This is a genomic window from Bacillus sp. A1 (genome assembly GCF_042296235.1).
Taxonomy (GTDB): Bacteria; Bacillota; Bacilli; order Bacillales; family Bacillaceae; genus Bacillus; species Bacillus velezensis.
Window position 1 is genome coordinate 2,374,678 of sequence record NZ_CP141181.1, and the last position, 23,364, is coordinate 2,398,041.

At 50.5% G+C, this 23,364-nt stretch carries 2 protein-coding genes; both read right to left on the reverse strand.

What is annotated here, in order from left to right; all coding sequences use genetic code 11:
* Positions 1–15 precede the first annotated feature (15 nt).
* Positions 16–7,734 carry an SDR family NAD(P)-dependent oxidoreductase gene (locus tag U2H13_RS11645; protein WP_376700466.1) on the reverse strand — a complete coding sequence of 2,573 codons (7,719 nt, stop codon included), beginning with the start codon at positions 7,732–7,734 and terminating at the stop codon, positions 16–18.
* Positions 7,735–7,738: 4 nt separating this feature from the next.
* The gene (locus tag U2H13_RS11650) at positions 7,739–23,350 is read right to left on the reverse strand and encodes an SDR family NAD(P)-dependent oxidoreductase (protein ID WP_376700467.1); all 15,612 of its coding nucleotides are present in this window, start codon (positions 23,348–23,350) and stop codon (positions 7,739–7,741) included.
* Between the last annotated feature and the right edge of the window lie 14 nt (positions 23,351–23,364).

The following is a 23,364-nucleotide window of genomic DNA, read 5'->3' on the forward strand; positions in this document are numbered from 1 at the left end:
CCCCTTTTAAAAACGTCACGTTGTCACCTGCCAAAACGAGTCTGCAGGTGCAGTGCTTGTCTCTGCTTTTTTCTCATATTTCTTTAAAAGATCCGCGATGTCTGTTTTTTCATTACTTGTTTTTTCCGTTTCACTCTCCGTGCTGTTCCAGCCGCCCAAAAGCGGGTAGTGTTTTTTTCTGAATTCCGGCGGCTGAGGCGCCCGGTGATGTTCCCGCTGCCTTTCACCTCTGTATTCTTCAACGAGGATATGAGCATTTGTCCCGCCGTCAGGAAATGAACTCTGAGCTGCGACGCGGGGTTTCTTCTCTGAATGCCAATCAACGGGTTCACGATTAAAATGAATACGCGACGCTTCAAAGTCATAATGTTCAAATGGCTCACGCGCTGATAAGAAAGGCGGAATCCGCTTATGATAGACGCTCAGCACACATCGGATGAAGCCCGCAAGACCTGAAGACAGAAGCAAATGCCCTACATTCGGTTTCACCGATCCGATCCGGCAGGGCAGAAGCGTTTTCCGGTTCAGCTGATAGACATCTGAGAGCGCCTTGATTTCCACCGAATCAACGATTGGGGAACCGCCTCCGTTCACTTCTATATATCCAATGTCTTCGGGCGACTTTTCCGCCATGTCAAGCGCAGTTTGAATGGCGTCTCTCTGCGCTCTTATATTCGGTGAACCGGGACCGAGCGTCCGGCCGTCATTGTTTACCGAGACGGCTTTTATGACGCCGTAAATACGGTCTCCGTCCCGCACCGCATCGCTCAATCGTTTGATAAAAACCGCCCCCGCTCCTTCTCCGAGCACTTCTCCCGCTGATTCACGGTCGAATATATGAAACACGCCGTTCTCATTTAAAATATGGCGCGCTCCGAATAACCGGTGCGCGGACGGAGATAAGAGCAGACTCACCGAACCGACTAAGGCCGCGTCAATCCTTCCGGCCAAAAGGGCGTCTTTTGCAAAGGACAGCCCGATCAGCCCCGAGGAACATGCTGTATCCACGACAAGGCTCGGCCCTGTGACATTCAAAAATCGTGAAATGTTGGCCGCCAAATAGTTTTGCCCCGCCCCCAAAATCGGGTTAGGCGCCTGCAGGATATGTTCCATACCGGCTGAAGGCTGCGCCCTGCCGCCGATGTACACGCCGACTTTCCGGCCCGATAAATCCTTTTGGCCGTACCCGGCATCATAAACGGAATGAACCGCTTCTTCTAATATGATCCGCGCCTGCGGGTCCATAATTGCCGCGTCTTTTTCAGAGATGCCGAAAAAGCCCGCATCAAACATGTCGATATCATCAATCCACCCCGCATAATCCTTTGCATGTGCTGTTGCATGCCAACGCGTTGCGGGGACAGGCCGGATGGCGGTGTTTCCTTTCATCAGCAGCTCCCAAAAAGCATCCGTTCCGCCCGCCCCCGGAAAACGGCAGGACATGCCGACGACGGCAATATCGTCTTCGGTATCCGCTTTCGGCTTCATGGATGTTCTCTCTTCAGCAGCGGCGGTTAAATCAGGCTGTACGTCCCTGTCTTGAACGAAACCATTTTCTTTTGTCACAAAATCGGCTTCATGATGCGCTGCGAAATAGTCAACCATTTCTGTAATCGTTTGATATTGAAGCATTAAGGACGGTGTTAACTTTATGCTGATCCGTTTTTGCAGTGATTGAACCAATTCCGCAAAGAGTATTGAGTCAATCCCGTATTCATCAAACGGCATATCATCTTTTATCTGCTCATCCGTCATTTTCAGTTCTTCGCTGAAAACGGTGCGCACCCATTGACGAATCGTATCCTTCACCTTTTGGTCACCGGCAGTGCTTTTTTTCACGGGAGCTTCAGATTTCTTCACCTTCAGAAGATCACCAAAATCAGCCTCACTGTCTTCTGGAACACAAGGAATTCCGCAGCTTTGTCCGTTTAATATGATGTAATCTAAAAGCTTCAGTCCGTCTTCGGCAGACAGCCTGGAAAGTCCTGATTTTTGATAAGCAGGAGTTTCCGGCAGGCCTTCAGCCATGCCGGTTTCTTTCCAGACGGGCCATTGAACGGCTTTAACAAACACGTTTCCTTTACCTGCCTGATGATTTGCAAAAGAGTCCATAAATGAATTAGCCATCGCGTAGTCACTTTGCCCCGCAGCAAGCGAAGGGATCAGACCCGAAACGGATGAGAACAAAATAAAAAACGACAGCGGCTCATTCTGAACGGCTTCATAGAGACCGCGAAGCCCTGTTACTTTCGGCGTGCAAACGCTTTCGATTTCAGTTTCGGTTTTGTTATAAAAAGCGGGGTGTTCTCCCATTGCACCTGCGCAATGAAAAACGCCGGTAATCGGTCCCATCGTGCCGCGGATGCTGTCCGTCATGTTCCGGAGCCCCTTTTGATCCGTAAGAGAAACGCTGTAATAACGGATCTCCGCGCCCCGCTCGGCTAACCTCTGCATCCGCTCGGCTTTTTCCGGGAGAATGCCGTCCTTTTTCATGTCTGCCCACTCTGAGGAATCGGGAAGCGGCTCCCGCCCCATGATGACCAGTTTCCTGCATCCGCGTGAAACGGCATGCTCCGCCGCAATTGCGCCGATCCCGCGCGATCCGCCCGTTATTAACAGCACATCATCAGACGAATAGGAAAGCTCAGGCGCCGCCGAAACATTCATACCCTGCTTCAGAAACGGCACATAACGGCGATTCAGCCTGTAGCAGCATTCACTGCCGCTTTTGGCCCGCGGCTGTAAAAATTCAGTCTCAATCTGTCTGCTTAATTCTTCTGTATGCTCAATCGCACAATCGCTATCTATCGTAAAAGAATGAATGTTGGCATACTCAGCGCCCAGCATCCGGTACAGCCCCGCCGTTTTCGCCCCTTGCATTAGAGGTTTACTTTCTTTGAAAGGCTGGAGGCGGTGTGTCACTTGGCTGAACACAGCGCCGCTATGACGGAATGATTCAAGAGCCTGCTGTAAAAAGGCAAGCTTTCCGTGTTCTATCTCTTCCTGCCGTTCATATTCCGCGTCATATGCGGTTATGTCGACGACCCCGAGTATCTGTTTGTTTTGAAGAGACTCCCGCACTCTGCCGTAAAGGTTTCGCCCCGATGCGGCGGCGTAATAATCGGCGCCGTCTTTTGCCTGATGGATGAAACAGATCGTTTCAATATGGCTGTTTCCTTTAAAAAGAGCATCGGCCAATCGGCGCGTCTTATCCGTTGCAAGTATCATTACTGTTCCTGATAATGCTTCAGATTCCGCCGGATCTTGCTGCTTCCAGTCTTTTTGAAGAATGATCTTTTGGTTTTCCGCCGGTTCGTCTGTCTGTTTCCGGATATCCGCGGGCACAGGCACCCAATACCGCTCCTTCGCGAACGGATATACAGGAAGGCTGACCCGTTTCGGCTTCTCTCCTTCGTATAACAGGCTCCAGTCAACGGCGGCTCCTTTTGCCCACTCAGTGAGCAATCTGGAATATTGCTTGTTTTTCAGCAGCTCGGCCATTCCACTTGATGAAATATCATCTTGAGCACGTCCGCGGAAACATCCTTCAATTTCTGTTTTCCGTTCAAGCACATCCTTCAGTTTCGCTTGCAGGCCGCAAACGGATGTAACGATCAATGCCAGCCGTTCAGGCATCGCTTCTCTGCCAGCTTGAAGCGTGTAGGCCAGGTCTTTAAGGTTGACTTCTTTTTCCCGTAAAAAGCGGTCATACCGTTTGACATATTCTAATAGGCGTTCTTCATTTTTTGCCGAAAGCAGAAACAGAACCGGCTCGTCTTCCCGTATACTTACTGATTTCTTTTCAGCCTGCGGCGGCAGATATTCTTCTATGACAAAATGGGCATTGCTCCCGCTGGCGCCAAAAGAGCTTAAACCCGCTCTTCTCGGCTGGTCAGGGTGTGACGGCCGTTCCCATTCTTCCAGCCGATCCGCCACATAAAACGGCGTGTCCGGAAACGGAATATGGGGATTCAGCGTGTCCGCGTGCAATGACGGAAAGATTTCTCCATGCTTCAGCTGCAAAAGCACCTTTGTTAATCCGGCGACCCCGGCGGCTCCTTCTAAATGGCCGATATTTGATTTGGCAGAGCCGATGGCGCAAAACCGCTTCTTGTTTGTCCATTTGCGGAATGCGCGGCTCAGCCCTTCAATTTCAATCGGATCACCCAGAGACGTGCCTGTTCCGTGGGCTTCAATATAGCCCAGTGTCTCCGGATCAATGCCGGCACTCTGAAAAGAATCTGTAATGACTTCCGCCTGTGATGCCGGATCAGGCACGGTCAAACCGGATGTTTTTCCGACATGGTTTAAAGCGGAGCCTTTTATGACGCCATATATCGGACAGCCCATTCTTTCCGCTTCTTGAACGGTTGTCAGTAACACCGCGCCGACGCCTTCTCCCGGCACATAACCGTCACCGCCGTCGGCGAAGCTTTTGCAGACGCCTTCTGAAGACAGAAATCCGGCATTCGCCAAAAACGCATATTTATGCGGGTGTGTGACCGCATTCACACCGCCGGCAATGGCGAATTCGCACTCCCCCCTTTTAATGCTTTCACATGCCAAATGTATGGATGTGAGCGAAGAAGAGCACATCGTATCAACAGCCATTGACGGCCCTGTAAAGTTCAGGCAGTGAGACACGATATTCGGAACAGAGGCAGGCGTCACGCCCATAGACAGCGGTGTGCCCCGCTGTGTAATTTCAGCGCCGAACAGCTCATAATGGCTCCAAAACACACCTGCGAATACCCCGACGCGTTTTCTTTTTTGTGAAGATGGCCCGCGCGCCGTTCTGTCCTGATAAAAACCGGCATCTTCACAAGCTTCCCAAGCCGTCTCTAAAAACAGCCGCGCCTGCGGGTCCATCATTTCAGCCTGGCGCGGAGTCAGATTGAAAAACAGCGGGTCAAAGCTGTCTATGCGATCTAAAAATCCTCCGTAACGGTAGAACTGATCTGCTTCATATGAGAAAGAATAACCTTTCCATCTGTCTTTCGGCATTGTTGTAATGCAGTCTTTACCTGAGCGCAGATTTTGGTAAAATTCATCATTGCTTCCCGCCTGCGGGTATCTTCCCGCCAATCCGATTACCGCAATATCATGCTCTTCTGTATGTCTCTCTTGTTTTCGGCTTCTTCTCTTGACAGCTGCGTTGGATAATGAAGATCCGTTCTTGTCTCCCTTTGGACCCAATCGGCCCATGCTTTCAGTTACAGCCGGCTCTTTCCCGTATAAAATAACGGATTGCAGTTTGCCGAGTCGCAGCATATATTCTAGTGAAGCCATCCCTTCCCCGGCCGGTAGCGGGCTGGTGCCTGTTGCATCATTCATGATCTCTTTCATCAGGCTGTCAACCTGCATGCCGCCATCTTCCCAAAGCGGCCAGTTGATCGTCATAGAAGCCCCGTTCCGTTCGCCTTTTTCCGCTTTGCAATCGCGATATTTCATATATTCATCCATAAAAGCGTTCGCCGCGGCATAATCTGTCTGGCCCGCATTTCCGGCCAACGCCGAGAATGAGGAAAAAACGGCGAAAAATTCAAGCGGTTCATGCCGTGAAGCTTCGTCCGCATGAATCAGGCCGCTGATTTTCGGCAGGAACACCTGCTTCAAGTCAGAACTGTCTTTTTGGATGATAAATTGATCTTTTAAAACACCGGCGCAATGAAAAATGCCCGTCAGCCGGCCGAAAGTCTCTGTAATCTGAGCAAATGCCCGCTCTGTTTCGGCTTTGCTGCCGATGTCCGCTTGAACGTAAAGAACTTCTGCTCCCAATGCTTTCAGTCTGCTGATCTTCTCAGACTGTTCCGGCGAACGGCCGATGAGTGCGAGCTTCACCTTTTCTTTTTCTGCAAGATGACGGGCAAGCAGAAATCCAAGACCGCCGAGGCCTCCTGTAATGACATATACACCGTTTTGTTTCCAAGGAGACTGTGTCTGCCCGTCCAGTTTCTCAATACGTTCGAACAATCTGATCTGCCGCATATTGTCTTTATACCGAATGTCTGTGCAGCCTGCATAAGAGCAGTCTGCTTCTGTTCTAATGATTGCGGCCGTCTCACTTGGCAATCTCTCATTCTTGTCACAGAAGGTGATCACCTGAGTGCGAAGAGCCGGATTTTCCAGATGTGCCGTTTTCAGCATAGCCCCGAGAGCGGAAGACAATGCCGCTCCATTCTCAACGGCGCATACAAGCTGAATCAATGTATGTTCTTTCGGATGGTCTGTCAGTTCCCGTTTGAGCATACGAAATATACGCTCGGCATCTGCTCCAAACTGCTCATCTGCAGCCTCATGCTCCCTTTTCAGTTCTATCACTTCCGCTTCCGGGCAATGTATGCCGAGTTCACCGGTGAGACGGGGTTCTGCATCGGCAGCGATAATGAGATGACGGGTGTGTTTTTGCCCGTTCTGCACCGCCGTTTCCAGCGGATGATCTTTCCAGGCGGGTTCAAAAAACAGAACCTCATCAGCGATGTCAGCATCTGATGTATGCCGTTCTTCGGCCGAATCTTTCAGCACACAGCCCGCTTCATTGATAAGGTAATCCGCAAGGCGGCGGACAGATGAATATTCAAAAAGCAGTGTCGGATAAAACTGCTGCTGAAAAGTCTGCTCTAATATCTTTACAAGCTTCAGCAAATGCGCCGAGTCAAGCCCCATATCATAAAAGCCTTTCCGCACATCAATATCCTGTGCCGGACGATTGATCAGCCTGGCGATTTCCGACTTTATGTAAGTCACCATGTTTTGTTCCGGCGTTTGCTGTTCAGACACGTCTTCTGCGGCCACAGGACTTTCGGGCTCTCCACGGCCGCTTCTGTTCTGCTGAGGCGGCTTCTCTTTGTCTATCAGATGGGTAATCATATTCGCTTGTCTGACCCTTTTTACTGTCAGTTTCTCACATTCGGCCAATACGTTCCCTGCCCTGTCGTAAATCGTGAAGTCGGCCGAATAAACATCAGGTTCGCTGTCTGATACGCCGCTTTCAGTGCGGCTGTTTTTCATAGAATAAGTGTAAATCGTTTTCGGAAACGGCTGATACATGCAAAAACGATTGATCATAAAAGGAATATAAGGTGTGTCATTTTGCTTTTGGGCCGACAATGCAAAGGAAGAGCCGGCAAGGGTGGACGCATCTAAAAAAGCCGGATGCGCCTTAAATTTCTCCCGGAATCCTTCAGCCAAATCACTCAGAGTGAGCTCCATTAATTCTTCTTTATCCTGAAGCTGATAAACGGCCCCTTCATTTTTCATAAACTCGCCATGCTCAATATGGCTTCTTCTTGCAATTCCGTAAATGTCATGCATGTCCCATTTTCGGCTTGCGTTTTTCATGAACGCTTCAATATTCAGTTCTTTTGCCCGGGGCGTGTCTTCTTGCAAATAAAGCTGGCATTCCATATTCTCATCCCGGTTTCCGCCAAGCGGTGTGCCGTTTTTTGCTTTTTCGCTTGTGATCTCAACTTTCCAGCTGTCATGCGCCGGCGTAAAGGTGACATACAGGTGTTTATCAAACTCTTCAGATGTTACAACAGGCTGCTTAAAAATAATCTGTCTTAATTCTATAGGCCTTTCACCGAGATACCCGGCGGCGAGCCGATACAGCATATCTATTAAAGTCACGCCCGGGAGGACGCGGATTTGATGAACGCGATGATCCCGGACGATATAATTCGTATGGCTGATTTTCTGCAGGAACGTTTTGACTTGATCGGTGGCAACTGCCAATCTATCACACCTCGCTTATTTCAAACATTGCTTCTGTGCCCGCCTTATTTTCTTCCGCTTCGGACAACTGTGCTTTTTCAGGCCAATACCGCTGTTTTCGGTATACTGTCTGGCCGCCTTTCGGTTCCATGGTCGCTTTTCGCTCTTTCGGTATTCCTTCGTTGCTGACAATGATATGGGCATTATTCCCGCCCAAACCGAACGCGCTGACCCCGGCCCTGAGTATCTCTTTTTTTCCGTCCCACCGCTTCAGCTCAAGCACAGGATAAAGCGGCGAATCATTAAATTGAAACCGGGGGTTCGGTTTATGGCAATGCAAAGTCGGCGGCAGTTCTTCATTGGCAATCGCCAGCAATACTTTGATGATTCCCGCCGCGCCCGCCGCACTCAGCAAGTGGCCGATATTGCTTTTGACGCTTCCTACACCGCAAAATTGTTTTTCATCGGAATAAGCAGACAAGACATTGGTTAATCCTTTTAATTCAATCGGGTCGCCGATCAATGTACCGGTTCCGTGCGTCTCTACGTATGTCATGGTGTCCGGCTCGATTTCCGCTGATTGAACCGCCTGCTCAATCAAGTCCTGCTGCGCCCGGGGATTCGGCGTCGTCACACCCATTGTGCTGCCGTCGTTATTTATCGCAGAGCCGTCAATAACGCCGTATATTTTATCTTCGTCTTCTATCGCTTTTTCGAGCGGCTTGAGCATCAGCACACCGCAGCCCTCTCCGATTCCTGTTCCGTCCGCACCGGCATCGAAAGATTTTGAACGGCCGTTTGGCGATAAGATTCTCGCCGCGCTCATTGTGAGAAAAGGTTTTTCATCAAGCAAAATGTCAACCCCGCCCGCAAAGGCCGCTTCCGCTTCTCCATTTTGAATAGCCTGTACGGCCAAATGAATTGCCGTAAGCGAACTGGAACAGGCCGTATCCACGACCAGGTTGGGTCCTGTAAAGTTATAAATGTGCGCCATGTGTGCGGTAATAAAGTTTTGCCCCGCGCCAATAATCGCGTCTTTTTGCAAATATTGAAATTTCTGATGAAACGCACCTGCCCTTGCACCGGCAAAAACGCCGATACGGCGGCCCCAGAGATCCTCTTTTTGATAACCGGCATCGGCTAAAGCTTCCGCGCTCACCTCGAGCCACTGCCTTTGCAGCGGGTCTATCATCGGTGCCAGCGTTTCTGAAATATTAAAATACTCCGGGTCAAATCGATCAATATCGTGAATAAAACCGCCCCATTTACTGATGCTTTTTCCTTCTTGATATTCACCCGGCTGATAGTGTTCCCCGGTGTCCCATCTGTCCGGCGGAACTTCAATGACGGCATCCGTTCCGCTGCGGAGATTCTTCCAAAATTCTTTTATATCCCCCGCTTTCGGAAAATGGCAGGCCATGCCGATGATCGCAACCTTTCCCCGTTTCCCGGGCTTATCTGCCGTTTTTTTGCTCCGTTTCGGCGTCTTCTGCAAAGGGAACTTCTCCGCGGGAACCGCTGCATCTGCCGAAAAAGCTTCCGGACAATGTGCGGCTAAATAATCCGCGAGCTGTTCAATGGTAGGATGCTCCAGAAGGACAGTCGGATCAATTGAAACGGACGGCAGTTTTTGATCAATCTTTGTCAGCACTTGCGCCAGAAAGATAGAATCCATTCCGTATTCCTGAAAAGGCACATCGATATCCATATGCGTTTCATCGATACTCAGCTCTTTTGCCAAAAGCGACCTCAGCCAAGATTGAATATCAGTCCGGTTATGTCCCCGCTTTTTTGTTTCAGGAGGTTTGGAAGCTGCTTTCATTCCTTTATGGGCGGCTGGCTTGGCGTTTTCCAGCGCTTTGATGTCCCAATCATGTTTCACTTGTGCCGGCAGCACGACAGCTCCGGGTCTTTCTCTTAAAATGTAATCAAGCATCTTGAGACCTTCTGCGTCAGAGTGCCGCAGCAATCCCGTTTGCTCATAAATCCCGCTTTTTGTATCCCTGCTCATGCCCGTCTCATCCCATGCCGGCCATTGTATGCTGATGATGCCGCTCTCATTGTTTTCTGCAAAATAGTCCATGTAAGAATTCGCCATCGCATAATCGCTCTGTCCCGCCGCAAGAATCGGGACGGCTGCCGAGACAGATGAAAACAGGACGAAAAATGCCGGCGCACCATCCTTTACACTCTCATACAGACTGTGAAGGCCGTCTGCTTTCGGGGCGAGCACCCGCGCGATACTGTCTTTGGATTTGCGGAGAAAAGCAGGGTTTTCACGGTCTGCAATTCCTGCGCAATGCAGAATGCCTCCGACAGGTCCGAGCGTTGAGGTTACCTCTTTTATAAGCCGTCCGACGGCCTGCTTATCCGTCAGATCAACTGCTGAGACGCACACTTTTACGCCTTGTGATTCCAGCTGCCGGATAAGCTGTATTTTTTCCGAAACGACAGGGTCTGTTTGCTCAAGATCCCACTCGGTTTTCGACGGCAGCTCCTTTCTGCCTGTCAAAAGCAGTTTCTTCACACCGTACACTGAAACGAAATGCTTGGCGCATAAAGCGCCGAGACCGCGCGTTCCTCCGGTTATCATCAGGACGGCGTCTTTTGGAAACACAGTCCGGTCTGTTTGCACGGCTTCAGGTTCAATCTGATCAGTCTGCCGAAGAACATAGCTGAAGCGCATGCCCTCCCTATAGCAAACAGCAGATTCCGTTAAGTCTGATTCAATTTCTTGTTTAATAAAAGCAGCTGTCTGCTCCAGCGGCTCTTCAGGATCAATATCGGCGTGACAGGTGAGAATATGGCTGTATTCATGCCGCATCATGCGATAAAGCCCCGCTTTTTCAATACCATGCATAGCGGCCGCCTTATTTTTGAAGGATTCAAGCCCTTTTGTAAGATAAAGCATTTTCATGTTTTCTTGTCCGCGGCCGTATTCAATCAGCTGCTGCAGCGATGCCACCCAGCTGATGTCCTGCCGCTTTTGTCGGGAGCCGCAGCCGGTGAAGTCAATAAACCCCGAATAGACGGCCGCATTCGCATCCTGTAAGAAAGAGATGAGCTGATTTTCCTGCACAATGTCAGCATCATTCAGCTGTTTTTTCACCTCGGCGGCAAGGTCTTTTGTATCTTCAGAGACGATGAGCGCTATTTTGCTGAATGGCTCGGATGAAGACACTGCCTCGCAAGGCTCCCATGTTTTCTGCAATACTACTGTTTTTTGATTCGAAAGCGGCAGCTGCTCCCGTTTCGGCACCCAATAGCGGTCTGCTCTGAACGGATAGGAGGGCAGGCTGATGCGGCGCGGCTTACTGTCCGTATACAGCTGCTCCCAATCCGTGTCAAATCCGTTTGCCCAGAGCCGCAGCACTTTCTTGTATTTCTTTTTCTCAAGCCAGGCGCTGACGAGGTCAGCGGCGTCTTCATCGTCTGAGAACATGGAAATCGTGTTATTCTCGCGTTTTTTACGGCCGCTGATGATATCTTCGCTGTTTTTTCCCAACAGAAACGCGTTCAGTTTTTCAGTCAGTTCCTCTGCGGAGCCTGCAATGATTCCCAGCCTCGCTTCCATCGCATCCCGTCCGGTCTGCAGTGTGTATGCGGCATCTGCAAGATCGATATGGCGGAATGATCCGTTTTGGATAAAATCGCGAAGGAGACGCGCTCTTTCTTTCAGCCGCTCTTCATTTTTAGCTGACAAAACAAAAAGAGATGACGCTTTCTCACGGGTTTCCTGCTGTTCCGTCTCACTTCTGCCCATGTATTCTTCAATAACGATATGCGCATTGACGCCTCCGAAACCGAATGAGCTTACACCCGCCCGGCGGGGCAGGACCCGGCCGTTTTCATCACGCAGCGCTTCCCACTCCTTTGTTTCTGTCACAATGTAAAACGGGCTGTCCTTCAATTTGATATGGGGATTGATGTTCTCGCAATGCAGACTTTTGGCGAGCGTCCGATGTTTCAGCTGCATCAATACTTTGATAACGCCCGCAATGCCTGCTGCGAGCTCCAAATGTCCGATATTTGTCTTCACTGAGCCTATCCCGCAATATCCGCCCGGAGCCCCGTCTGTTTGGAAAGCTTTTTTCAATGCATTGATTTCAATCGGGTCTCCGAGTGCCGTTCCTGTTCCGTGCGCTTCTATATAAGTGATCGTTGACGGGTGAATACCGGCTTTTTGATAAGCGCTTTTCAGTACATCCGTCTGAGCCTGCGGATTCGGCGCGGTAAGTGACGCTGAGCGTCCGCCGTGATTTTCCGCTGTACCGCGGATGAGGCCGTAGATGTGATCCCTGTCACGCTCAGCCTCTGAAAGCTTTTTCAAGACAATCATGCCGGCACCTTCTCCTCTGACATAACCGTCAGCCTGATCAGAAAATGTTTTGCAGCGCCCGTCTTCACTGAGCATGCCTGCTTTTTGAAAACCGATATGCCCTTCAGGCGTGACGATCGTGTTGACGCCCCCTGCGACCGCCATATCACAATCTCCCGTTTCAATGGCTTTTACCGCGCGGTGAATGGCGACTAAAGAGCTTGAACAAGCGGTTTCTACCGGCTCGCTCGGCCCGTGGATATCAAGAAAATAACTCATCCGGTTCGGCCCGACGGACGGCACGATTCCGGTCATCGTATACCCCTCGACAGGAAGACCCGCCTTATTGATTAAGGTTTGATATCCGCTTCCCAATGTGCCGGTGAAAATGCCGGTTTTTGTTCCGGCAATCCGTTTTGCTGAGTACCCCGCGTCTTCAATGGCTTTCCACACATACATCATTAATAGACGCTGCTGAGGATCCATCATTTCAGCTTCTTTCGGAGATATCCCGAAAAACAGCGGGTCAAACCCGGCGATTCCATCTATAAAACCGCCCCATTTAATTGACGTTTTATTTGCATCCGCTGCCGGATCGCCGAAATATTCGCGCCAATCCCAGCGATCTCGTGGAATTTCTGTAATGCAATGCTCTCCTTTTTGTAAACGTGTCCAGAATTCATCTATGTCTTTCGCTTGCGGAAAAATACCGCTGATTCCGATAATGGCTATCGGTTCGGTTTTTTCTTCTGATTTTCCTTTTACGGATACGGGCGTTTCCCGCTTGACATGAACGGCCGCCGGAGCTTCAGCTTTTCTTATTCCGGCTTTTGGAGCGGTTTTTAAACTCTCTCTTTCTAAGCCGCTGAATGCTTCTTTCCATTCAGATATCAAATGGCCGCTCAGTTTGCGCAATGTCGGAAATTCAAAGAAGATAGTCGGGCTGAGCTCAAGCTGATAAGACCGATTTAATAGATTTGTAAATTCAGTGAAAATGATCGAATCAAATCCGTATTCCGTCAGTTCGCTGTCAGCCTCAATATCTTTCATGCTTACCTTTAAAAGATCTGATACATGCCGCTTTAGTTTCTCTTGCACCTGATCTTTCAGATCTCTTGCATCTGCCACTGCCGGAGCTTTTCCGGCGGCGCTTTGTTCTTCGCCCAGATCGAAAATATGGCTGCGGATCCGTTTTTCGTCGCCTTCTGCCACCATGACCTGGTGTTCTCCGGATGCAAAAGCGGCGTAAAGCGCTTGGATGCCTGACGCCGATCGCATGGCTTTCATTCCGGTCTGTTCGTACATCAGAAGCTCTGTCTCTTTGTCCACGCGCATACCGCCTTCTTCCCAAAGCGGCCAGTTAACGGACAGGGTCTGCCCGCTCCGCTTGTTGTCCCGCACGAGACGGTTTCGGCGGGCTGCATAAACATCCATAAATGCGTTGGCTGACGCATAACCGGCCTGCCCCGGATTTCCCACTCCTCCCGCCAAGGAAGAAAACAGAATGAAAAAGTCCAGCCGCACATCTTTCGCTGCTTCATCAAGATTGATAAGCCCTTTCACCTTCGGCGCCATGACGGTCTTCCGTTCGTTTTCTGTCTGGTTCAGAATGTAGTTGTCAGCGATCACGCCTGCGCCGTGAATGATCCCGTCGAGTGTTCCGTGCTCCTCCTGTATGCCGCGGACGAGGGCGGTGACCGCCGCCCTGTCTGTCACGTCAACCGGTTGATAAAATACGCGGGCACCCGACGCTTCCAAGCGCCGTAAGCGGGCGGAGCGGTCTTCATCAAGCGCTTCCGCCCTCCCCGTTAATACGAGGACGGCGTTTTTGACGCGGGAGGCTATTTCTTCAGCGAAAATCAGTCCGATGCCGCCCGCTCCCCCGGTGAGGAGGTAGACCCCTTCGTCTTTCCACGGAACGGTACCGCTTTGAGGGGCCGGCAGATGACGCCAGTTTCTGACGAGACGTTTGCCGTTTTCATAACGGATTTCCGCTTGTTCAGGATGGGCCCGGTTTTCTTTCAGCTTGGCAAGAAGCGATGATGCTGACTCGTCCGGATCGGCTTGGATGACTTGGCCGTACAGCTTCGGATGTTCAAGGTGAGCCGTTTTCAGAAAAGCGGCCAGCCCCGCCAATACATTGTCTTCCCCCCTGTCGGGGACAAGAAGCTGGATCAGCGTTTTTCCCTTCTGTTTTTCTCTGATAAGACGCGTGACGATCGCTGACAGCTCCGCCGCGCAGGCGTCATAACGGTCTTCAATCGGTCCTTCGCCGTCAGCCGCACATACGGCGCCGCTTATGTCCTCAGCATTCATTCCGCCATACAGCGTCACGTATCTGAAAGACGCTTCTTGTCCGCCTCCCTCACCCGGCGGTGATTCCTGCCACTTTGGCTGAAGCAAGAGCGGTTTTTCCTCCGTGTCCTCTTCCAGAAAACGGGCGGTGAGTCCCGTCAATCGGACGCATACCTCGCCGTTTTCGTCACACAGCTCAATATGATAGGCGCCTTCCGCTGAGGAAAGCACCGCCCACATCGTCTCACGGCACGCAGAAAACACCTGCATATCCTGGAGGGCAAACGGCAGAAACGGCCGTCCGGACGCGGAACCGTCCGAGAGCACGAGACCGATAGAAGCCTGAAGGGCGGCGTCCAGCATGCTCGGATGCAGGATGAACGGCTCCTTTTCTTCGCGGGCGGACGGCGGAAGAGTGAGCTTCGCGAGCACTTCTCCGTTTCCGGCATAGACGGCGTCAAGCGCCTGATGCGACGGTCCGTAGGTGATGCCGAGGCTGTCGAACGCTTCATAGCACTCAGCCTTTGACATACGCCGGCCGCCGCAGCGCGCCTGAACCGCTTCCACATCGAGAACAGGAGCACGCTCCGTCTCTTCGAGCACGGCCTTTCCCTGGAAAAAGACAAGCGGCTCTTCCCCTTCGGCATACGCTTCAAAAGCGATGTCTCCGTTTTCTTCCGGCTGAAGCTTTACATGAAGCGTCACTCCTTCAGAAAGCGCCGTCACCGGCCGGAGCCAAACAATCTGTTTGAGCCGGACACCCGTTTTCCCGCCGGGCAAGTCTTCAGCAGCCAGCGTAACGGCGGCCCGGGCCATTTCTAAAGCAGCCGCGCCCGGAAGCACCGGTTTTCCATTGACGATATGATCGGCAAAAAACGGTTCATGCCCTGAAAAAACAGAAGTAAAGCGCTGGGCGGTAAAGGTCGATGTATTCGCATGGAGCAGCGGGTGGAGCTTTTCACGTTCAGCTGAATTCCGGCTTTCAAGCTCTCTCTGAAGACGATCGGACGCCCAATACGTCTGTCTGGCAAACGGGTAGCCCGGCAAATTGCCGATTCGCGGCAAAGGTCCGCCATAAAGCAAGTCCCCTTCGATTTCATAACCTTGACAATAAAAATCTGCCAGCACGCATAACAGCTCCTGATACTTTCTATGGTCAGAATATGAGGCGCTGCACTTGCCGAGCACTTCTATTATGTGCTCCTGAATATGCTGACGGCCTGCAAAGTGCTGCGGTACTTTTCCCGAAAACACATAAGGATGATGTTCATTAAGCTTTGCCTGCTTCCATACATACACTGCGTCATCAGCATCTTGCACTACGATAGCGGCGCGATGATTAAAGTGATGCCGTCCTTTTAACAACGTATAGCTAAGCTGGGCCAGATCATTTTCTTTCAGTCCGCCATTTTCCGCCCAAGTGATCATATCTTCGATTTTTTCCTGAAGGGCCTCCTCTGTTTTTGCAGACAAAGTCAGTAAATATGCAGGGGCATCACGATGAGGTGAAGCGCTGCGCTTATAGCTTTCCATAACGACATGGGCGTTTGTTCCGCTCATCCCGAATGCGCTGACTGCCCCCATTCGGTTTTTACCCGGCAGAGAAGGCCACGGTTTACCCGTTTTATTCACATAAAAAGGACTCTTCTCCCAGTTGATATAGCGGTTTTCCCCGCTGCAATGCAGACTGGCGGGAATCATTTCACGGGAAAACGCCTGTAAAAGACTGATCAAACTGACAATGCCTGATGCGGCAAACGTGTGGCCGATATTGGTTTTAATTGATGTGAGCGCGCAAAATGCTTCTTCGTTTGTATAGGCAGAAAATGCGTCATAAAGCGCGTTAATTTCCACCGGATCACCGAGTTTTGTACCTGTGCCGTGTGTGACGATATATTCGATATCTTCAGGGTTGATACGGCCCCGGTCATAAACGGAAGTAAGCAGCCGGGTCTGCGCGACGCCGCTCGGAGCGGTAATTCCGTTTGTTTTCCCATCATAATTGATGCCGCTCGCCCGAATCACCCCGTAAATCGGATCACCATCCGCTTCCGCCTCTCTCAGCGGCTTCAGAACAACCGCCGCGGCCGCTTCCCCCGGAACCATGCCGTCAGCCCTTTTATCAAACGCGAAGCATTTCCCGTTTTCCGACAGCATTCCGGCTTTATCTATCGTTTCAAAAAAGTCCGGGGTATTCATGATATTCACCCCGGCCGCAACAGCTGTTGTGCACTCTTTATTCTGCAGGCTTAATACTGCCTGATGGACAGAAACGAGTCCCGAAGAACATGCTGTATTTATCGCCATCACAGGACCTGATAAATTCAAGTGATAAGCCAGCCGCGCCGCCAAAATACCGTTATGATGAGACGTGACATTGCCTTTGTCCCGTGTTAAAAGGTGATAATCTCCTTCTTCCGCCCCCACAAACATACCGATCGTCTGCTGCCTGATGTGACTGGCGCCGTAGCCGGCGTCCTCAAGGGCCCTCCACGCTTCCTGAAGAAGCAGCCGCTGCTTCGGATCCATCGTTTCAGCTTCCCTCGGCGATATTTCAAAAAATAAAGGGTCGAATTCGTCCGCCCCCGGTACAGCGCCGAGTTTCCATTTTGAACTTGTGAAGCCTTTTTTTGCGACCGGTGCGACAACATCCTTTTCCTGAAACAGAATGTCCCATAGCTCGTCCGCCGTGCGCGCCTGAGGAAATCGGCCGCTCATGCCGATAATGGCAATGGAATCAGCTGCCTGACTGCCTTCGGTTCCGGCATTCAGCTTATTTCTTCCCCACTGCTTCTTTCGCTTTTCCGTTCCTGCCTTTTCAAAGACAGATTGATCTGCGGATTCAGGTTTCTTTTCTTCATAGACATGCTCCATGACGGACTTGTGTTCCGTCAGAAAATAGCGGACGACCTTCTCCAGTGTGGAATGTCCAAAGAACAGGGCCGGTGTCACTTCAATTCCGTAGTGAGCGGACAAAGAAGAGGCGAATTCCGCCAAACTGATAGAATCAAAGCCGAAATCAGCCAGATTGTCAGCGTCCGTCAGTCTGTTCTTGTCTATTTTCAAAAGCCCCGCCGCCAGTTCTTTCACATCCCAGCTTACGCATTCTTCCAGCGTGAAGCCTTTCATTTCACTCCGCCTTCCTGAAAACGGGACATTCCTGTTTACAGAACCCGAAATCGGCCGTTCGCCTTGATCTATCTGCAGGAAGCGTTTGGCCCTCGACGGAAAACCGGCCAGGACGAGATACTGGCTGGACGGCTGGACTAACAATGTTTCAAAAGCTTCGAGTCCTTCCTCTGTGTATAAATAACGCTGTCCGCTTGATTTTAAATACATATCGGTGCTTTCCGCCGTGCCGACATGCATCCCCCCTTCTTTCCAAAGCGGCCAATTGATTGCAAGTGACTTGCCGCTTCTGAGTCCGAGGCTCACAAGTTTATCCCGGTGACGGACAAAAGCCATTTGGAAGCGGTTCCCCATCGCGTAGTCACAAGAACCGAAGTCTCCTAAAATCGCTGAAGAAGAAGAGAAACAACAGAAGAAGTCAAGCGGCTCCCGTGACAGAACCTGATCTAACACCGCGGTGCCGTCCGCTTTTGGCGATAAGACTTGCTGAAAGGTTTGCAGATCTTTCTCCAGAATACTTTCAGTGCCTTGAAGACCTGCAGCGTGAATGACACCGTGAATCGGCCCGCATCCTTTCTCTTTCGCTTCTTGCAAACCTTTCTTCATCTGAGCCTGATCTGCGGCATCCGCCTGCACGTAAAACACCTTGGCGCCCGATTCTTCCAATCTCTTTATCTTGTTCAGCACCGGGCCGCCTGCCGCTGATCTCCCTGTCAAAATGAGCGTAACCGGTCCTTTTCCAGCGAAATATCCGGCAAATAACAAGCCTAATCCCCCGCATCCGCCGGTAATCAAGTACGTTTTCCCGCTTTTTATCACACGCTTCTCAACAGGGGCAATATCCGTCTGCTTCATTTCCATGACGTGACGGATTTCCCCACTGTACATGACACTGCGGAATGGTTCACTGTGAAGCTCTTCACATACGTTATGGATCAGTTTTTCTAACGGTCCTTTTTGTCCAAAATAAACCGCGGCCGTATCCGTCTCCGGCAAGATCAGTTTCAGCGACCGTTCCAGCCCGATCCATGACTCGGCGTAACTGATATCGGTATCGGTCCCGCACTGAGCGGAAAGAAGGATTCGCCCCGGTTTAAAACGCAAAGAAGCAGCTGCGCGGATCACATGATACAGAATGGAATAGTCTTTCACGGCCTTTTCATCTTCAAGCGGCCATCCATATAAAACGGCATCCGCTTTGCCTGCAGCCGTTTCAATATGCCGAAATGTTTCTTGATATGCTTGTCCGTCAGTGATTTTAATTTGATAATGCGTGTTTGAAAGCTTTTGAGTTTCCTCACCCTGTGAAATAAAAAACACGCCGGCTCCCGGATAAAGGGATTGTAAAGACTGATAAGCATGCTTTCTGGCAGCTTCTCCCGTAAGAAAACAGATGACCGTTTTCAGCTCTTCATGAATGGATTTCTTCAGAGGCTGCTGCGTCCATATTTCTTCAAATATCATCATCTCGGATTGTTCCTCTTGCCCGTGATCCTGCTGAGACGGCTGTCTCATTCTTATCCCTTTGATTTCTGCGCAGACAATGCCGGTTTCGTCACAAAATTGAATGTCACAGCCGGTTTGATTCTTTTTATTAATATACATCCACATGCCGGATGAGCACAGACGCATGACGCGGAGTTCTTCAACCGCTTCAGGCACGATATGGACTGACGGCTCCGTTTTTGCCAGGACATGAAAAGCTGCGTCCAGAAATTCCGGCGGCAGATGATATCCCGGATTACGACCGCTTTCATCTGTGAGAGCAAGCTTCGCCCAAACCGCATTTTCTCCCGCATAAAGCTTTTCAACGGTGCGGAACTCCTTACTGATCGTTACACCTGATGTGCCTGGTGTTTCATAATCGAATGACAGCGGGCGGCAGTCTTTTTGTAAGGAGGCAATATCAAGCACGCGGGATGGCTGTATGTTCCCTTGTCCGATGATTCCATAATGATGCAGCTTCTCTTCGTCACTGTATATTTCATAATGGATGCCTTCCTCGTCTTCAGACAGAAGGGAGAGATTGACGCCCGCACCGTGATGTCCGCCGGTAATCGGGTCAGTCCATGCCGCCGTTCGGATCCATATCTCTTTTTCTTCAGAGCTGTCTGCCGCATGATGATAAGCCGCAAGCGCCATTTCTAAATAAACGGCTGCCGACAGAACCCGCTCCCCTCTCACATTCTGGAAAACGTGTTCCCGGCCTGTAAAAGATGTATGATAGCTTTGCTCCGCCAAGGTTGACGTATTTTCATGCAGGAAAGGATGCACATATTCAGTTGTTCCTGTTTTTTGTTCTTCCCGCTTCATCCAGTAGCTTTCTTTTGCAAATGGATAAGACGGCAGACTGATACGATGCGGCAGCGCGCCTTTATATAAAGATGCCCAATCGACGGGCGTCCCGTGAACCCAGGCATTCAAAAGACTGTCAAATTGACGTTTTTCCGTCCAATCACTGACTGTGCCTTCCGTTTCTGTGCCAGCATCATCACCCCGGCCTGTAAACACCCCGCTTACAGAACCAGCATGATTCAGAAAAGCAGTCAGCTTCTGTTCCAATTCAGAAACAGAGTCCGCTGTCATCGCCAGCCGTTCTTCCATCTGAACCCTGCCGACTTGAAGGGTAAATGCCGCGTCAAGCAGGTTCGCATCTGTAATTGTTCCGTTTCCGGCGGCATCCGACAGCAACAGAGCCCGCTCGCGCAAGCGGTCTTTATCTTTTGCCGATAAAACAAAAAGCGCCGGACGGCCGGTGTCTGCCGAAGTCATTTCAGCCGGTTCATACTCTTCTATCAGCAAGTGGGCATTTGCTCCGCCCGCTCCGAAAGAAGATGTACCCGCGATTCTCGGATATTCCCGTGTTACTCCTTCAGATTCTATGACCGGCCGTCTCCATTCCGCCGTTTCCTGCTGCACGATAAAAGGAGAAGTTTCAAAATCAATTTCCGGGTTCAGCTGCTTTGAATGCAGCGACGGCACCAGATATCCGTGTTTCATCTGAAGAAGAATTTTGGTGACCGCAGCAATGCCCGCCGCACTTTCCAGGTGTCCGATATTGGATTTAACAGAACCGATGGAACAAAATTGCTTTGCATCCGTATAGCGTCGGAAAGCCTTGGTTAACCCTGCGATTTCAATCGGATCTCCCAAGGAAGTGCCGGTGCCGTGGGCTTCCAGATAGCTGATCGCTCTCGGATCAATCCCTGCCCGCTCCATCGCCTCTGCGATCACTTCTCCTTGTGCATTCGGATTCGGAACGGTGAACCCGTTCGTTTTGCCGCCGGCGTTCAGAGCGCTTCCTTTAATGACACCGTATATATGATCATGATCTTCAACAGCCTTTTTCAACGGCTTTAACACGATACAGCCGACGCCCTCTCCGTCAACAAACCCGTCAGCCTTATCACCGAACGCTTTGCACGCGTTTGACGGTGACAGCATTCTCATAGAAGAAAGTCCGATATAATGAACCGGATCTGTAATCAGGTTTACGCCGCCGGCAATCGCGCATTCAGATGCACCTGTTCTGATGCTTTCTGCGGCGAGATGAATGGCGGTTAAGGATGAGGAGCATGCGGTATCGACCGCGATGCTCGGACCGTGAAAATCAAACACATAGGATACGCGGTTCGGGATAAAGTGGTAGTGGGCCCCTGTCGGATAATTGCCGTTCATGACACCCGCAAAGACACCAACCTTTTTACCGGCGCATAGTGAATCAGGGGTATACCCGGCATCCTCAAGGGCCGCATAAGCGGTTTCCAGAAACAGTCTCTCCTGCGGGTCCATGCGCTCCGCTTCTTTCGGGGAGATTTTAAAAAACAGCGGATCAAATTTATCAATGTCTGTTAAAAAGCCGCCCCACTTTGTATACATCCGGCCTTCCTTACCTTTTGTCTCATCATAGTAGTCCCGCCAATCCCAGCGGTCTTTCGGAATTTCGGTGATTCCGTGTTCACCGGTCTTTAACCGTTCCCAGAACTCATTAACATTTTCAGCTCCGGGATACTTCCCGGCAAGACCGACAATGGCCACTTCAAGGTGTTTTGACGGCGGTTCGGAAGCGGGCGGCGCTTTTTCAGAAAAAGATGATGCTTGGCGCTTCGTCAATCCGGCGCTTTTTTTGCGGCTTTGCTTTTTCTCTAAAGTGTGCTGCGCCTTTTCGGCTTCTTTATTTGTCTTGAAAATCCCGGCCATATCTTCCTGTCTTGAGCTGACGAGATATTCCGCTAATCCGCCGATTGTCGGATACTCGAAGAACAATGTGCTGCTGATATCAGGAACGTCTTCCCGCACGCGGTTGGTCAGCTGTACGATTAAGATGGAATCGATTCCGTATTCTTCAAGGGGCGTATGGGCTTGAACGTCCTCAATCGGCATCTTTAAGATGACGCTGACGATCTGTTTCAGGTACTCTGTGCTTTTTTCAAGCAAAGAGCCGGATGATACCGCTTCAGTATGAGGGAGTTCTTCAGAAAATCGCGCATGCAGTTCGCGCTCCTTCGTTTCAGCCAAGTATGCGGCAAGCTCTTCTATCGTCCGATATTCAAAAAACAGCGTGCTGCTGATATCAGGGACGAGATCCCGCAGCTCATTCGTCAGCTGAACGATCAGAATAGAGTCAATGCCGTATTCATCCAGAGGAGCCAGCGGGTTTATCTCTTCTGCCGGCATTTTTAATACTTTTGCCGCAGCCCTTATCAGAAAAGCCGCTGTCTTTTCCGAAAGCCCCTCTCCCGCTTGTTTGATGGGGAGCTGACGATCAGAGGATGTTCGCGGTACGTTTGATTGGCGCTTTTGCGCGGTGTAAGCTTCCCTGCTCTGCCTGATGACTCCGTTGCTTTTCGCTGTGATAATCTGCTGGGTGTGCAGACGTTCGTTTTCAGCCGGAAATTGAATGGAATGAAAGCCTTCAGCCATTAAAACGGATTTCCATGTTTCCGGATAAAGACCGGGGCACCCCGGAATCCGCAGCGCCTCATCTTCGTACAGCCACCAGCCCTCTAATAAGCCGAATGTAACATGTGTAAACGGCGTATGCCCGCCCAGTTCATTAACGAGCAGCAAACCGTCTTTTTTCAATACAGCTTTTGCCGTACGTAAGGTTTTCCGGATATTTTTGGTAGCATGCAGCACGTTTGCGGCGATAGCGATATCGTAGGTTTTCAGATGTAATCCCTGGCCCGCCGCAGGCTTCTCCACATTAAACAGCTGATACGTCAAATACGGATTGTCCGCGCCGTATTCCTTTTCGGCATGCATTAAAAAAGCTTTTGACAAGTCGGTATAACAGTATTCCTGAATATGGTTTTGATAGGGGCGGAGCTTTTTAAACAGTGTGCTGCTCGTTCCGCCGGTTCCCGCTCCGATCTCCAGCAGACGGATGTTTGCCTCAGGATTGTTTTTAATTACATTTTCCACATAAATACACGCTTCATTTGCCAGCACATCGTTGTAATAATCAGCGAGAATGTTATGCTTATAGATTCCTTCAACAAGCTCCATTGAAGAATCGGGAAACATCACGTCAGTGGCTTTTATTTTGCCTGTTAAAATGTCAGGTAAAGCTTGAATGACGGTATCCGCCAGCAGAGCCTGCGCTTTCATATCCGGATCTTTCAGCCATTCGTTTTTCTTCTTATGCCACTCTTCCCACACCGCGGCCGTTTCACTGCTTTTAAAATCGCTGTCTAAAAGACGTATGCTTTCTTCCAGCCAGCGCTCATATAAAGGCAGACAGGAAGCTGCCGGCGCTTCGCCGGTCAGACCCATTGAACGCAGCGTCACCCGCAGCACTTGCAGCAAAAGCCGATTCAATTCTTTCATTTGATTGCTTATTTCTGTTCTTAAGGATAACTGTGTACGGTCTTTTTGTTTGTCTCCCTTACCCAAAACCTTATCCTCCT